Annotated in this window: 16 protein-coding genes; 9 read left to right on the top strand and 7 right to left on the bottom strand. The window is 67.8% G+C overall.

What is annotated here, in order from left to right; all coding sequences use genetic code 11:
• The first annotated feature begins 385 nt into the window (after positions 1 to 385).
• Both ACMCNO_RS31605 and ACMCNO_RS31600 read left to right on the top strand, forming a co-directional pair.
• A complete protein-coding gene (locus ACMCNO_RS31605) occupies positions 386 to 1,405 on the top strand; it encodes a TIGR04222 domain-containing membrane protein (RefSeq protein WP_412753079.1) in 1,020 nt (339 codons plus the stop codon).
• A 310-nt stretch (positions 1,406 to 1,715) separates the two neighbouring features.
• Positions 1,716 to 3,773, top strand: coding sequence for an ATP-binding protein (locus ACMCNO_RS31600; protein WP_412753078.1), 2,058 nt, complete (start codon positions 1,716 to 1,718; stop codon positions 3,771 to 3,773).
• Positions 3,774 to 3,986: 213 nt separating this feature from the next.
• Here ACMCNO_RS31600 and ACMCNO_RS31595 read toward each other — a convergent pair whose 3' ends face one another.
• Positions 3,987 to 4,745 carry a PilZ domain-containing protein gene (locus ACMCNO_RS31595; protein ID WP_412753077.1) on the bottom strand — a complete coding sequence of 253 codons (759 nt, stop codon included), beginning with the start codon at positions 4,743 to 4,745 and terminating at the stop codon, positions 3,987 to 3,989.
• Positions 4,746 to 5,009: 264 nt separating this feature from the next.
• Between ACMCNO_RS31595 and ACMCNO_RS31590 the strand changes: the two genes are divergently transcribed.
• From ACMCNO_RS31590 to ACMCNO_RS31580, 3 genes are all read left to right on the top strand, one after another.
• Positions 5,010 to 5,303 (top strand): hypothetical protein, encoded by a 294-nt coding sequence (locus ACMCNO_RS31590; RefSeq protein WP_412753076.1) that lies wholly within the window; start codon positions 5,010 to 5,012, stop codon positions 5,301 to 5,303.
• Between the two features lie 4 nt (positions 5,304 to 5,307).
• The gene (locus tag ACMCNO_RS31585) at positions 5,308 to 6,018 is read left to right on the top strand and encodes a hypothetical protein (protein WP_412753075.1); all 711 of its coding nucleotides are present in this window, start codon (positions 5,308 to 5,310) and stop codon (positions 6,016 to 6,018) included.
• An 882-nt stretch (positions 6,019 to 6,900) separates the two neighbouring features.
• A complete protein-coding gene (locus tag ACMCNO_RS31580; protein WP_412753074.1) occupies positions 6,901 to 7,107 on the top strand; it encodes a hypothetical protein in 207 nt (68 codons plus the stop codon).
• 10 nt (positions 7,108 to 7,117) lie between these two features.
• Here ACMCNO_RS31580 and ACMCNO_RS31575 read toward each other — a convergent pair whose 3' ends face one another.
• The 4 genes from ACMCNO_RS31575 to ACMCNO_RS31560 all read right to left on the bottom strand — a co-directional run bounded on the left by ACMCNO_RS31575 (position 7,118) and on the right by ACMCNO_RS31560 (position 10,544).
• A complete protein-coding gene (locus ACMCNO_RS31575; RefSeq protein WP_412753073.1) occupies positions 7,118 to 7,516 on the bottom strand; it encodes a hypothetical protein in 399 nt (132 codons plus the stop codon).
• Between the two features lie 935 nt (positions 7,517 to 8,451).
• Positions 8,452 to 9,324 carry a hypothetical protein gene (locus ACMCNO_RS31570; protein WP_412753072.1) on the bottom strand — a complete coding sequence of 291 codons (873 nt, stop codon included), beginning with the start codon at positions 9,322 to 9,324 and terminating at the stop codon, positions 8,452 to 8,454.
• Between the two features lie 262 nt (positions 9,325 to 9,586).
• Entirely contained in the window at positions 9,587 to 9,733 is a 147-nt protein-coding gene (locus ACMCNO_RS31565) for a hypothetical protein (RefSeq protein ID WP_412753071.1), read from the bottom strand.
• 79 nt (positions 9,734 to 9,812) lie between these two features.
• Positions 9,813 to 10,544, bottom strand: a complete 732-nt coding sequence (locus ACMCNO_RS31560; protein WP_412753070.1) for a class I SAM-dependent methyltransferase — start codon at positions 10,542 to 10,544, stop codon at positions 9,813 to 9,815.
• 723 nt (positions 10,545 to 11,267) lie between these two features.
• On the opposite strand from ACMCNO_RS31560, the gene ACMCNO_RS31555 reads away from it, so the two are divergent.
• Together ACMCNO_RS31555 and ACMCNO_RS31550 are read left to right on the top strand one after the other, a co-directional pair.
• Positions 11,268 to 11,552, top strand: a complete 285-nt coding sequence (locus ACMCNO_RS31555) for an excalibur calcium-binding domain-containing protein (RefSeq protein WP_412753069.1) — start codon at positions 11,268 to 11,270, stop codon at positions 11,550 to 11,552.
• 27 nt (positions 11,553 to 11,579) lie between these two features.
• The gene (locus tag ACMCNO_RS31550) at positions 11,580 to 12,089 is read left to right on the top strand and encodes an NUDIX hydrolase (protein ID WP_412753068.1); all 510 of its coding nucleotides are present in this window, start codon (positions 11,580 to 11,582) and stop codon (positions 12,087 to 12,089) included.
• A gap of 125 nt (positions 12,090 to 12,214) precedes the next feature.
• On the opposite strand, the gene ACMCNO_RS31545 is transcribed toward ACMCNO_RS31550, so the two are convergent.
• Positions 12,215 to 12,616 carry a hypothetical protein gene (locus ACMCNO_RS31545; RefSeq protein WP_412753067.1) on the bottom strand — a complete coding sequence of 134 codons (402 nt, stop codon included), beginning with the start codon at positions 12,614 to 12,616 and terminating at the stop codon, positions 12,215 to 12,217.
• Positions 12,617 to 12,659: 43 nt separating this feature from the next.
• Positions 12,660 to 13,100: an SSI family serine proteinase inhibitor gene (locus ACMCNO_RS31540; protein ID WP_412753066.1), complete on the bottom strand. Its 441-nt coding sequence runs from the start codon at positions 13,098 to 13,100 to the stop codon at positions 12,660 to 12,662.
• Positions 13,101 to 13,362: 262 nt separating this feature from the next.
• Between ACMCNO_RS31540 and ACMCNO_RS31535 the strand changes: the two genes are divergently transcribed.
• Positions 13,363 to 13,752, top strand: coding sequence for a VOC family protein (locus tag ACMCNO_RS31535; RefSeq protein WP_412753065.1), 390 nt, complete (start codon positions 13,363 to 13,365; stop codon positions 13,750 to 13,752).
• A 127-nt stretch (positions 13,753 to 13,879) separates the two neighbouring features.
• The gene (locus ACMCNO_RS31530) at positions 13,880 to 14,245 is read left to right on the top strand and encodes a VOC family protein (protein WP_412753064.1); all 366 of its coding nucleotides are present in this window, start codon (positions 13,880 to 13,882) and stop codon (positions 14,243 to 14,245) included.
• The last annotated feature ends 16 nt before the right edge of the window (positions 14,246 to 14,261 follow it).

Here is a 14,261-nt window from a genome sequence, read left to right as displayed (position 1 = left end):
AACGTTTGTCTATGCGATTTGAATCAGCCCCCGAAAACCCCCCAATAATCGCCTGGGACGACCATGTTTTGCCGGTAATCCCGCGGCGATCGTCGTGCGTCCCGCACCCGACCGCGCCAAGCCGATGAATGCGGCCGGGCTCGCGATGCTGTCCATCACCGATGCCAAGAACCTGCCCGTGCCGGCGCGGGCCCCCGCGGCCCCTCGGCGGGAACCCGGCCCGGCTGCCGAAGCACCGGCCCGTCGCCGGTAATGATCAGCAGGTCATCACCGGTCCGCGTCGTGTCAGGCCAGCACTCCGGTGAGCCCGCCGGAGGCGGACCGGGACGAAAACGAACCTGCCAGGGCATTCTCGGGGCTGCACCCCGAGTGAATAATCCAGCGGGTGACGAACATCAGACCGAGCATGGCCGCCGTGCTGGCGGTGATCCTGATCGTCGTGGCGTGGATCGCCTTGCGCTGGCCGCGTCGGCTGATCGTCTCGCGCAACTGGGGAGACGGGCGGGGCCCGGACACGCTTGGCCCTGAAGAGACGGCCTACCTCTACTCCGGAGATCGAACGGCGGTGGTGACCGCGACGGGAGAGTTGCTGTACCGGCGAGTTGTGCTGCCGGTGCGCTCCACGAGCCCCGCCGAATTGAGGGCGACGCTCGGATGCGGCCACGTCGAGTTACATCCCGAGGCGACCCCGCTCCAGCGTGAGATCGTGGCGGCCCTCGCAGAGCGGACCGGCACAGACCGGCAGACCACGGTCGACGACCTCGCCGGATACCCACGCGTTCAACACGAACTCGGTCAGCTTCGCCACTCGCTAGTCGCCGCCGGCCTGCTCATGGGCTTCAGCGCGCGGGCACTGATCCGGCTGACGGGGCTGGTGATGGCAGCTGCCGGCGTCGGTGTCATGTTCCCGGTGGTCTTCATCCAGCTGGCCGCCGAGCGGTCAGCTGCGACTCCCATCGGCGGCAGCCACGTTGTGGTGGCCGGGCTGGTGAGCCTGATCGCAGTCATCGCCGGCCTGGTGTGGCTCGCAGCGCCGCGGCGTACGGCTCGCGGAGACAAGGCGATCCACGAGCTCAGAGACCGGTACACGCAGCTGTTCCCGGACGAGGACGCGCTACCGGATGCGTATTCACCGCATGACCTCGCAATGGCTGTCGCGTTCTTCGGCGGCAGCCGCCTCGGGCCGCTCGATCCGGCGTTTGCCACCGCAGTCGGCTCGGTCTACGTGACTCCCGACGAGCGGGTCGACAGGTATCGCCGCGATGAGGAGAGGGACAGGACACAGCGTCAGCACGACACGAAGGCCTGGCTGCTCCGCGAGGCCCTCGCCGACGGAGACGCGTCATACCGCCCCGACCAGCTTGAGGAGCGGATCTTCCGCGAGGGAAGCGGCCAGGACCAGTAAGCGCCCGCCGGATCCGCCCGGCTCCGGCTCACCCTCGGAGGGGCCTCGATCACCTCGTGGCCCGCCCGGTGCAGCATCCGGACAACGAGGGCCCGGATGTCGTCCTCGTCCTCAGCCACCACAACGAGCGCCATGTGATCTCCTCCTCCCCACCGCTGGAGGAAAGCGAGGAACGCCGTAAAACGGTCCAATACCCACCATTTACCTGCCTAACTCTCGATTTCGATGACCGTCACCTCCGTCGGGCACCACGGCCTCGTGTTTGCTTTGCCGCTTTTGCGGAAAACGTCACCAGGTGGCATTGGTAATCGTGGCAGAGGATGATCTCGACCATCAGCGGCTGATGACCGAGGTGGTGACCCGGCTCGGGCATGACGTGGCGGTGGCCTCGGATGGCCGGCGCGGCCTGGAGCTGGTAGCCATGCGGCAGCCGGACCTCGTGCTGGCCGATGTCGACATGCCGCACCTGACCGGGCTGCAGATGTGCCAGGCCATCCGCGCAGACCCCGAGTTGAAGCACATCCCGGTAGTGATCGTTACCGCGCTGCTGCTACCGAACGACCCGCGCATCGCCGAGTTCGGGATTCAGGGCTTGCTGCGCAAGCCGTTCAGCGTGCGGGAGCTGGCCGAGGTGGTCGAGACGAACCTTGCCCCACAGACCGCGGGCCCCGCGCCCGTGCCGGCTGAGGAAAGCCCTGCCGGTGCGCAGGCCGCGGAGGATTCCGGCGGTGGTGCGGTCCAGGCGGACGCGACACGGGATCCGGCGTTCATGGAAGCCCTGGTGCAGAGCCTGGACACCGGTGTCCTGGCATGTGACACCTCCGGCCGCCTGGTGCTGTTCAACCAGGCGCTGCGGCAGTTCTTCGGCGACGAGGGAGCCGCGGTGCCGGTGCAGCACTGGCCCGACCAGTTCGTCATGCGCCATCCCGACGGCGTTCCCTTGACGGCCGAGGAGCTACCCCTGGCGCGGGCACTGGCCGGGCAGCACGTCAGCCAGGCGGGGTTGAAGGCGTACGACCGGACCGGCCGCCCGGCCTGGTTCACGGTCAACGCCCGGCCGATCCGCTCCCCCGACGGCACGTTGCTGGGCGCCGTCGCCGCGGTGCACGACGCCACCGCTGAGCACTGGGCATCGCAGTACGAGAACTGCAAGGACGCGGTGCTCAGGGTGCTGACCGAGGTTCCGGATCCGGACGACGCGGCTCGGCTGGTGCTCCACGCGGTCGCCACGACGCTGGGATGGCCACACATGCGGCTGTGGCTGTACGACCCACTCACCGACCGGCTACGTCCGGCCGCGATCTTCACCGCACCAGGTGAGGAACCTCTGCCCGTCCCGCACCGCATGGCCTACGGACAAGGACTGGCCGGCCTGTGCTGGCAACGCGGTGAGCTGATCTGGATACCCAACATCCACGCCCCGGACTCCCCGGTGCTGCGAACCGTCAGCGAGGGCAGCGGCTACCAGGCCGCCGGGGCCGTCCCGGTCTCCGACGGCAACACCACCACCGGCGTGATGACCTTCTTCTCCCACCACCGGCAGGAACCCGAACCCGCGTTAGGTGTCCTGCTCACCGGCATCGCCGGACACCTGGGCGCCTACCTGGAGCACCGCCGCGCCGACGACCTGGCCACCCAACTGGCCGTCAGCATGCAGCAATACATCGCCCTGGTCGGCCACGAGCTACGCACCCCACTGACCTCCATCGGCGCCTACACCGAACTCATCGCCACCGAACCCGACACCACCACGATCGGAGAAGTACGCGACCTGCTCGGCGTGGTCACCCGCAACAACGACCGCCTGCTCGACCTGATCGACCAACTCCTCGACCTGGCCGCCCTCGAATCCGGGCACGCCGCACTCGACTACAGCGGCGTCAACCTGACCACCGTCGTCGCCGACGCCGTCACCTCCGTCATGCCACTCGCCCAGCACCACCACATCGACATCCACACCCAACTACCCACCCGGCTGATCGTCACCGGCGACGCCCACCGGCTACACCAAGCCGTCGGCAACCTGCTCGACAATGCCGTGCGCTACAGCATCGACCACACCGACATCACCGTCACCCTCACCGACGACAACGTCGCCGCCGTCCTGACCATCACCGACACCGGACCGGGTATCCCGACCACCGAATACCCCCTGCTGTTCCGGGCCCTTTACCGCGGCAGCAACGCCCGCCAAACCGGCACCCCCGGCACCGGACTCGGCCTACCACTCACCCGTGCCATCGTCGCGCTGCACCAGGGCACCCTCACGGTGACCCCCCACCACCCACACGGCACCACTGCCACCCTGCGCATCCCACTCAGCGGCCCCCACGCCGACCGCGCACCGGCGACACAGCACCGGACCTAAGCGTTGGCAGGGCCGGTGCTCGGCGCTGGTTGGCGCCGCAGCCGTCGGCTGCCAGGCGGGTGCACGGTCTGCGGTGGGCCGTTGCCGGCTTCGGCGCGGTGGACCCGGGTGTTCTGTTCGTCTGCATGGCGGGCGCGGCACTGGCGTACGACAGGCCCTCGCCATGCCCGCATTCCCGGGCTCAGAGTTCGACCGGGCCGGGGTCGGGTCGGGTCAGTCCAGCCAGGCGAGTCGGGCCACCCCGCCGGCGACTGAGACCACCCTCGCCCGAAGCAGCGCGTCGTTGATCTTCAGGATCACGTGTTCCTTGCGGGCTGGGCACTGCTGGGCGCCGGACACCACGCAGGCTACCCGGGTCGGCTTGGCCGTGACCCGCTGGACGCCGACGCTGGACCACAGCACCGCGTCGGTGCTGGTGCCGTCCCAGGTGCGGGCGGGCCGAGTGAGAACCAGGTGCCGGGCCAACTCCGACTCCTGCGCGCCGATATCGGTGTAGGCGAAGTGGGCCTGCCGGTCCTGCACGGTGATACACCGGGCGATGGCCAGCAGCGGCTGATGGAAGCCGTCTATCCGCACCGCCACGTCGACACCCTCCGGTGGCGGGTGGTCGAGCACAGCGGCGAAGCCGCCGACCGACACGTCGAGGGTGCGCCCGACGCTCTCCGCCGGGGTGTCGGGCCACCACACCGTCACCGGAAGTTCCAGCTCCCGTCGCGGGTACCGGCGCCGGTCGGTCTCATCATTGGTAGGGCGGCCCAGTTGGACCCGGCCGCCGTCGACTCTGCGCACCGCCGCCCACCATCGGCTTACCGGCGGCGCGTGGATCAGCTGCACCACGTCGAACGGACCGACCCCAAGATCATGTTTGACTTCGACGTCCAGGGTGCCGGTGGTCGGATCCGCCGCGATCAGGAGGGCGGAAACGCCGTTGACGGTGACCGTCGAACCGACCCGCTCCACCCAACTATCCACCCGCACAGCTCCTCACCCTAAGCTGACAAACTGCCGGACCAGACATGTCGGCGGCTCCCCGAAGGGATCGACCCTCCCGCGTTCCGCCATCCCACGATCGGCCAGGGGTGGCCCGAAACATCAGGCTTTTCGGTTGCCATCTGGTTGATCCGACATCACCCCCCGGCCCGGGTGCGGCCGGGGGTTTCGGAACCTGGAACTTGTGGTCGGCAGCGGCGGTGATCATCGGCTAGATTGCGGGCTCGCACGGGGGAGGGACGTGGCATGGCCTTTGGTCTCAATCAGGATCTGGCCGATCCCGACGAGTGGATGCGGCAGCAGGACGCCAGGATCGCGCAGCTGGCCGAGGAGTCGCAACGGGCTCAGCAGGAGTTCGCGGCCACCCAGTTGGAGGCGACCCACCTGGGACCAGAGTGTCGCTATGACGAGCACCCTGCCTTCCACCGACGAGCAGGCGCAGCGGTGACCGCGTTCAGCGTCTCGCCGCAGGAGTTGGCGGAGCACGCGGCCCAGGCCAAAGGCGTGGCGGCGGCCCGGTGCCTGGATGTCGAGGAGTAGGGCGATGGGCAGCGGCTGGAGATGGACCACATCGCGTTCCGGGCGGACGCGCGAGGACCGAAGCGCGGCAACGCCCGGCAACCCGTCCGAAGCGGCGTCCGGATCCTCACCCTTCCTCATTGCGAGAACGGCGGGTTTCGCCGCGCGGCAGGATGCCCGGACCGGCGCCACTGCCGCCTCAGCGCGACGCCGGCGGCTCAACTGGGAACTTAGGCAACAGCTGCCGAACCGCCGGAACGTGGTGCGCATCGCGCTCGCCGCGTTCTTGATGCTTCTTGTCGTCGCGCCCGGGTTCGGACTGGCGATGGACTCCCTGGACCGGATGGGCATCCCCTATCAGGTCAGCCGCTACGGGGTGGCGACGGTGACGGGATGCGAGCACAACGAATGGTTGGGTGCGCCGTACACCTGCGACGCCTTCGTGATCTGGGAGCCGGATCGCGGCTTGAAACACGCCACGACCGACAGGAAGGTGTTCTCGACGCGGCCGCTTTCTGGTGAGGTGCGCGTGAAGCAGCACTACTGCAAGGCGGGAAGGGAACCCCTTCGCCCGGCCTACACCTGCCCGGTGGGGACCCATGACTACCCGACGCTCGCTGACGGCTGGCTGCTGCTACCGCTGGCGACGGTGCTCGCACTGGGGTCCGCATGCCTGTACGTGGCGAATCGACTGTCGGCTCGCTTCGTCAACACTCGTTCGCGTTCGGACGAGTAGGGAAGCGCGGAGCTGGAGGTCGCGTGCCAGTTGGCGGACGTGTGTCGCACGTCAGTCGACGGAGGACACTCGTTTGTCTGCACGCGTTGCCGAATGTTCCTGCACCTGGATCAAGGCGCCGCTGACGCGGCGCACCGGGCAAGCCCCAGCGCCGGTGCCCGCGATTCGGGTACACCAGGACGTGCAGGGCGTCTCCAAGCAGGCCTTCGAGTGGCTGGTAGAACTGCCGGGTGGGATACCGCCCTGTTGCACCAAGTCCTCGATGCCGCGAGGGCGCTGCCCTGGGGAGAGCAGCCGTGCTGGCCGGCGTCGCACTCGTCCGGCCACCTCTAATAACCTCGGGAGGCAAGCACCCAGGGTAGGTATAGCGCGATGACCAGGCATGCCGCCAGGCATATCGCCAGTACGGCGGCGCCGACGAACACGCCCAGGACGATCCAGACAGCGACGGGCGTCTTTCGCTTATGAGGCGGCGGCCCGGGAACGGATGCGTGCGACACAGTCAGACGCTAACCATTCGGACTCGCGTTCATGGCCGGATCCCAGATCGGGTCCCCCGAGTGCACAGATCGGTCAGATTCTGGTGATGACAAGCGGAGTCGTGAGCGCACAGTACAGCAGCGAAGTACAGCAGCGGCACGGACTTAGCTGGTCTGAATGAAACCCCCACCCGCCGTCTGACCTCGCATCCGGCTTGATCCAACCGAGCGGCCACGAGTCGCATCGAGGGGGTCAGGGGCTCAAATCCCCTCAGCTCGACCCACCGAAGATGCGGAGATGCGGAGTTGCTTCAGCGGTTCCTGCATCACGGGGACGATCCGGGCCGCTGGCGGGTCTGGGCTACGGTATGGGCGGATGTCGCTATGGGGATCGGGGCAACGAGTGACGAAGGCGAATCGGCGCAACCCGTGGATGATGGCGCTCTATGCGGTGCTGGTTGCCTATAACGCGTTCGGGTTGGGCCAGGAGTTACTGGGTGGTGACCCTGTGTGGTGGAAGGTTGCGTTGCGCCTGCTCGGGTTGAGCATCTTCGGCTTCGCTTTTCACGCTGAGATGAAGAAGCCGAAGGCCGAGCCGGTCAGCAGGTAGGGCCGGACGGTCAGTCGGTCTCGCGCTCGACCCAGAAGACGTTCCGGCCGCCGCGCTCGTTCTTGCCGCCGCGGAGGACGTACGGTCCGCGCCACCGTCCGATCTGACCGGTGAGCAGACGGCCGAGGGCGAGCGGGTTGGGCAGCCTGCCGTTGTGGGTGGTGATGAACTGGCCATCCCAGGCGTCGAACACCTCGCCGCCGAGGTGGTTGGGCTTGCCGTCCTTGCGGATGTCGGCCGCGGTCATCTGCTTACCGCCGTGACGGTCATGGCAGCAGTCGGCCACCCATTCATCGATCGTGGTGCAGGAGCGGTAACCGGCCACCACGGCGCACACCGCCGCGGTCACCACGACCGCAAGGCGGTGCCGGAACCCCTCGCCGGGCGCGCGGGTCGGGCAGATCGGCAAGCGCTGCGGGCAGCCCACCAGCGGTTTCCGGCACGGTCACAGACGGTGCATTCACACCCTGCGGCTGGCCTAGGAGCACTACGGGAACACCAGCGTCAAGCACATCCGTGAGGCCGACACTATCCACGTAGTACGGATCAGCGTGACACGGATTGCGCCTTCTGCCGTCGTGAGCGACGCCTGAGAACGTCCGCGACCAGCAGAGCGGCCGCCAAGATGCCGGGACCCATATGTACCGCGAGAGCGCCAGCCAAGCTTGGACCACCCCAGTCATTCGCGTAGCTCTGCGGATCCGACATGTCGATGACGAACGGCTCGGCTGCCGCCCGGGCAACAAAGTACAGCCCGACTACCCATCCGATGACCGATCCAGCCGTCCGCATGAACCCGGCGTAGGGAGTTTGATCAACGGAGGCCACGAGCGAGTGTCCTCGACGGGCGGGCGCAGGCTCGAGGATGACGCGGCATTGCCGCCGGTCGCGGGTGGTTCGGGTACGGGAATCACCTTGCTCGCCTGTTCAGGGGTGCCACCCCGTTGCCAAGCCGGAGTGATTCAAAACCCGGCCCCGGCCGGACGCCCGTGGACGTGGGTCACCAGCGTTATCCGCAGGCTGGAGTGCCGCAGTGCGTTGTGCACGCGGGTCTGGTCGGCTGTATCGACGAAGCGGCCCGGCTCAGAATGAGCCGGGCCGCTTCCCGGATTTTCGAGGTCAGGCACCGGCGGCCGCCAGCCGACGCCGCACCGCCACCCAGCCGATGATGCCCACGCAGACCAGCGTCACGCCCACGACAGGAACAGAGCGATGCGGGGACCGGTCAGAGGCAGGCCGCGACCTTATCCTCGTTTCCGCCACGGCGCGATATCCGAGGTGTTCGTATCCTCGCCTCGCTACCGACGCGCAGCCGGTGTCCTGCCCCTGCCCGCCTGGATACCGCTACCCGGCGTAGTGGTGCTTGGTGTGGTGGTGCTTGGTGTGGTGGTGCTTGGTGTGGTGGTGCTTGATGTGGTGCCGCTTACCCTGGTGGTGCTTCCCGTGGTGGTGCTTGCCAGGGTGATGCTTCCTGTGGTGGTGCTTCTTGTGGTGGTGCTTCTTGTGGTGGTGCTTCTTGTGGTGGTGCTTGGCGTGGTGGTGCTTCTTGTGGTGGTGTCCCTGCGGCACGCACACGCCGGTGACGTCCAGCGTGGTCGCCACGTTCTCGGCGACATCCTCAGGCGCAGCGTCCTCGCGTTCGATCACGGTGGACGCCGCGCGGAGCTTCCAGCGGCCCGGGAGGGTCAGCGCGGCAGCCTCGCGGTCGGGCCCGAAGTCGACGGTCATGGCACCGCGAAGCCCTGGCTTGGGAGCGTCCTTGAACCCCAGCTGCTCGGCCAGGGTCCCCAGCTGGTTGTCAACGTTCGCCAGCTGCTTGGCAATCCCCTTGAACTCAGGCTTTCCGGCAAGCTCATCTAGGTCGCCAAGTGCGGTGTACTTATCCGGGTTCCGAGGGTCGAGAGCGGCCCAGTGCCCCACCGCAAGCTTCTTCTTCTTGGAGCCCACGAAAACGGCAGTGAAGACCTTGAACTTCCCGTTCACCGCCGTGTCGAACTTCCAGGTCCTGAACCCGGCCCTGGGTGTATCGACGCCCGAGCAGTCGGTCCGGAGATCCTTGGCGGCCACCGCTTCTGGCTTGTCGAGAATCCCCACCAAGAATGCCGGCAACGCCACCTCCGCGCTGGCTGCCGCAGACGCCGGTGCACTGAGTGCCATGCCACCAGCGAGAGCGACACCTGTGGTTAACGCGAACGTGCCGAGACGGCCGATACCCATAGTTCCTCCGTGTATTGATGATCGCGAGCCGAGCAAATGTCGCAGAGGGACAGGCGGGATGCAAGGCAACGTCATGGCTGAGGTGACGTGCAGACTTGGACGAAGACCGACAAGATCCACTTCTCGCCCGGTGATCAACAGCACATCGTTGGAGCGTCACGCGGTGAACTGTCGGCCGCACCACAGTGGGTCGTTCAGGCACTCGCGGCTTATCCTTGGCGCCTGATCCGGAATTCGCATACCCGGCCGGCCATTCACCTTGTCAGCATTGACTCGCAGTGCGGCGAATGGCCACGTCGCGCTTCAGTCGTTCGTCCACGTCGGCGTACGTTTCGAGCCTGATCTGGAAGGTCGAATGCGGAAGGGCCTCCGCCGCGTCGGCCGGATCCATGTTGGCGGTGATCAGCATCGGTCAGACCGGGCCCTGCCACACGAACCGATTCCGCGCAGTCGTCACCCGAAGGCCGGCACCCCGAGCCGGGTGGGACTCACCGCAGCACCAGCAGGTCGAGGGCGTCGACGACCGGACCGGACTCCGTGAGTGCGGCATCCTTCAAGCGGGCGACGCCCGCCGCGTACGCATCGTCGCTGATCAGCTGCAGCGGCGTATGCGCCTCACGCCGCAGGTGTGCGGCGGCCTCAGCCACCGACGGCGCGGACACCTGCGGCACCGGCTCGCAGCCCGCGGTCGCGAAGCCGGCAGTGGCGAACGACGCCTCGACATCGGCGATGCTCGGATACCGGTCGAGTACGACGATCGCCTCCGGGAACCACCGGAACAGACTGATCGCGCCGTGCCGGCCGGCGAACGCGGAGCGGATCAGCACCGGTGCGCCCGGCTTCAGCACCCGCCGGATCTCCCGGGCGGCGGCGGTGAGGTCGGGAATGTGATGGATGACGGTGGAGAGCCAAATTCCGTCGAGGGTGGCCTCGGCGAACGGAACGTCGTCGGCAGATCCGGCCACGACTGGCTGGAACACCGCGCGCTCCCGCATCGCCGCGGAAGGTTCCACCCCCACGACATCGACCTCGGGCCACCACGAACGGAACGCGCGCGCCCAACTGCCGGTGCCGCATCCGAGGTCGAGCAGGCGCGCCCCCGACCGAGGCTCGAAGTATCGGCTGATCGCCGCACGCCAGAGGGCAAGGTCGTCGTCCCGCAGGTGCCGGGTCGCCTCGAACGCCGCCGCGTCCACACTGTCGTACGCGATCAGAGCCATGCGCCGACCCAACCCGTCGGACCGCGCCTTGGGCAAGGGGAAGTGCATCGCTTCACACTCCATGCCGGACCAACACGGGACCACAGGGCGGGGCGGAAGGCACCGCGTGTGTACGCATTCGCATAGCGTCACGCTCATGGCCTTCGGCACGCGGCGATGCTCGTCGCGCACGGCGACTACTTCCGTGACCTGTTCGCCCGATGGGCGCCATTGACTTCGCCTCGGGTGGCAGACGAGATACGGCGGTCGATGGGATCGCGCCAATCGGCATCTCGCGAGTGGGTCGGCGGGCCTGGACCGCCACGGTCGCGGACGGGCAATCTTCGCGACCGTTGTCGGTGTCCTGGCAACCGTGCTGGCGGCTGCGGTGCTGGCTGTGATCTAGCCGCGGTGCAGCTCCTCGGCGAGGCCGTCGGGGCGTCTGGACCGGGGCCGGCGCCGGCTTCCCCTCGATAGCCGTGCGGGGGTATGCCGGACGGACGACCGGATCGTGAACGTACCCGTGTCGCTGCGAACGCGATCCGCCCCGCCCCGCGCGACGTCCGCTTGCCGCATGTGTCACAGCGAAGGCTGGCCGTATGTTGGTCCCCTACCGCCGTCCAATGTAGGTCTGAGCTGTTGTCGTGCTCCTCGCTGGTGCCCGGTGGCACTCCGATGGCGCCACCACCGAGGACCCGACCTGTGCTTCAGCAACGCGGTACGAACCGCCCGACAAGGAGCAAGATGATTGACGCACTGGCACGTGGAGTGGCGCTGACCGGCCTGCTGGTGGGCGGTTCCCTTGCCCTGGCACTGCCCGCCGACGCCGCAGCCGCGACCGTCCCGACGTACCAGAACTGCACCGCCCTGAACCAGAAGTACAAGCACGGCGTCGGCAGGAAGGGCGCACGGGACAAGGTGCGCGGCAGCACCAAGCCGGTCACGACCTTCACCGTGAACACCGCGCTGTACAACGCGAACAAGAGGATGGATCGCGACAAGGACGGCGTGGCCTGCGAGAAGCGCTGAGGGCGGGTCGGCGGCTAGGGTAAGCCGATGCCCGTTTCGCCGTACATCGCTCGTCTGCGCGCACACATCGGCCACGACCTGCTGCTCCTGCCCGGGGTCAGCGCCGTCGTGCGCAACGCCGCCGGGCATCTTCTGCTCGCCCGGCGTAGTGACAACGGCCGCTGGTCCCTGCCCGCCGGCATCATCGATCCGGGTGAGCAGCCGTCGGATGCCGTCGTTCGCGAGGTGTTCGAGGAGACCGGGGTCCACGTCGAGATCGAGCGGGTCGGCGGTGTCGCCACGCACCCGGTGGTCTATCCCAACGGCGACACCTGCGAGTACCTGAACGTGTGGTTTCGGTGCCGTCCTGTCGGCGGCACGCCACGCACCGACGGCGACGAGTCATTGGAGGTCGGCTGGTTCGCACCGGACGACCTGCCGGAACTCGACGACTGGGCCCGGCTGCGGATCGACACCACCAAGAATCCCGAAGGGCCCGCCTGGCACGCCCCGCCTGGCGAACGGCACCCGGCCCTCGTTCAGCCCGACGCGCTGTAGCTCCCGGGTGCTCGGCGGGGAGCCGGGTCATGACGGTGGGCGGCCCGCAGGCATGTGGCCTGCGGGCCGTGATGTTTCGGCTGGTGTGCAGGCCCGCGACGTGGTCGCGAGCCGGGTATCCGTGCTTACGCCGGAGCGGCGGTGTTCGTGACCAGGTCGATGACCTCCAGCAGGATCGGCGGCGTGCCGGGGACGCCGTCCATCGTCACGACCGTCTTGTCCGTGCCGTCGCTGTAGTGGGTGACGACCTGATAGCGCTGGCGGTCGCAGCACGGGTTCGTCGGCAGGTAGAACGGCGCCAACGTGCGGTACTGGGGGGTTGCGGTCAGGCTCAGGGCCTGGGCTGCGCGCTCGTCACGGGTGGTCGTATCCACGGAGAACAATTCGGTACGGCCGACGAGCCCGCCCGTCTGGGTCACCGAGATGGATTCGGTCCACGGTATCGACGCGGCCGCGGCCGGGTTGGCGGCGATCAGGGCGGCCACCACGGCAAAGGCAACGGCCAGGGCGCGGAACAATTGCTTCATTGCAAGGTCCTCTTCTGCGCGTGAAATTGGTCGGGCGGATGGTTCAGAAATCGAATACGTCGCCCGTGGCGTGCAGCAGGAGGCAGCGGTTCGAGAAAGTCTCGCGGTAGGCGACGGGATTCCCCTCCCACGTGCCGACCGCGATGGCCGTCACCGGCTGATACTCCCGGGTGCAGATGCCGTCCTCGGCGAGCGCGGCGATGTCGCCGTCGACCATGCGGAGATCGTCGCAGGCCGAGCCAGCGGCGGCGTGGCTTCCGCCGTCCGGGTCGCACTCGAGCGTGGCCAGCCGGGGAGGGACACCGCTGTGGTCAGCGGGAAGCACGGCGAGCACCAGCGCGCTGTCGGATGCCGGGGCCGTCGGCGCCGCGGCGGCAGGGGTGCCGGGGGCGATCAGCGCGGCTGTGGTGGACAGGCTGGTGGCGAGAATCCCGATGTGGTGAATGGGGACCACGATTTCCTCCTTGTGGAAGGCGCGGCTCATCGGGACGCATCCTTCTTGTGGAGGGCGCGCCCGCGAATCGCTTGATTGGATCGCCTTCACGCTATGGCTTTCCGGGTAAAGCGTCAACTTGACCAGTTTATATTCGTCAATACAATGCGACTTTTTAATGTCGTGGGCGCGCATCTGCACCGCGGAGCAGGGGTGGGTTCAATGGAACTTCACATCGGCTCGATCAACCGGTGTCTGCCCGGGAGGCGCGGCGCCGCGTGCAGTCTCCGGCAAATTGGGGCAGAGTGCTCGCATGCTTGGACGTACCTCGAAGCACTGGTGGGGCGTGGTCCTCGACGCGCCGGATCCCCTGGCCCTCGCGCACTTCTACGCCGACCTCATGGACTGGAAGATCGTGAAGGACGAGTGCAACTTCGTCGGCATCGCACCCATGGGCGAGCACGTGGAGTATTTCGCGTTCCAGCAGGCCACTGACTACGAGCCGCCCGTCTGGCCGGCACAACCGGGGCGGCAGCAGATGATGCTGCACCTCGACATCGAGGTGCCGGACCTGGAAGCGGCGGTCGCGGCGGCGGTCCGGGCCGGTGCCCGGCTCGCGGATCATCAACCCCAGGAGACGGTACGGGTCCTGCTGGACCCCGCCGGCCACCCGTTCTGCCTGTACGTCGATTCTGAGGCGTGACCGGGCGCACGGCAGGCGAAGGCACGCACGGGGCCGGGCCCGGCGGGAGCGCGCGCGGGTAACCGATGTCGTAGCCCGGCTATACGGTCGTGGGACTGGTGTCGCCGACGCGGGCAGGGAGAGAGCGATGATCGACCATGTGGTGCTCGGGGTCCACGACCTCGGTGCGAGCCGTTTGTTCTACGAGCGGGCGCTGACGCCCCTCGGAATCCAGGTGGTCATGGACGCCGGGGAGGCGCTCGGCTTCGGTAGCGAGCCCGGCCGCCCCTTCTTCTGGCTCGCGGTGCGTGAGCCGTCGCACCGGGTGCATGTGGCCTTCACCGCGTCCGACCGTGCCGCGGTCGACGCCTTCCATGCCGCCGCGCTGGGTGCGGGCGGGGTGGACAACGGCCCGCCGGGTCTGCGCCCGCATTACCACGCGAACTACTACGGCGCGTTCGTCTTCGACGCTGACGGCAACAACATCGAGGCTGTCTGCCACCTGCCGGAATGAGTCGAGCCGCCCGTGC

It is taken from the genome of Krasilnikovia sp. M28-CT-15, from assembly GCF_047159595.1.
In the GTDB taxonomy this organism is placed as follows: Bacteria; Actinomycetota; Actinomycetes; order Mycobacteriales; family Micromonosporaceae; genus Actinoplanes.
This window is presented reverse-complemented; position numbering and strand designations above follow the sequence as displayed.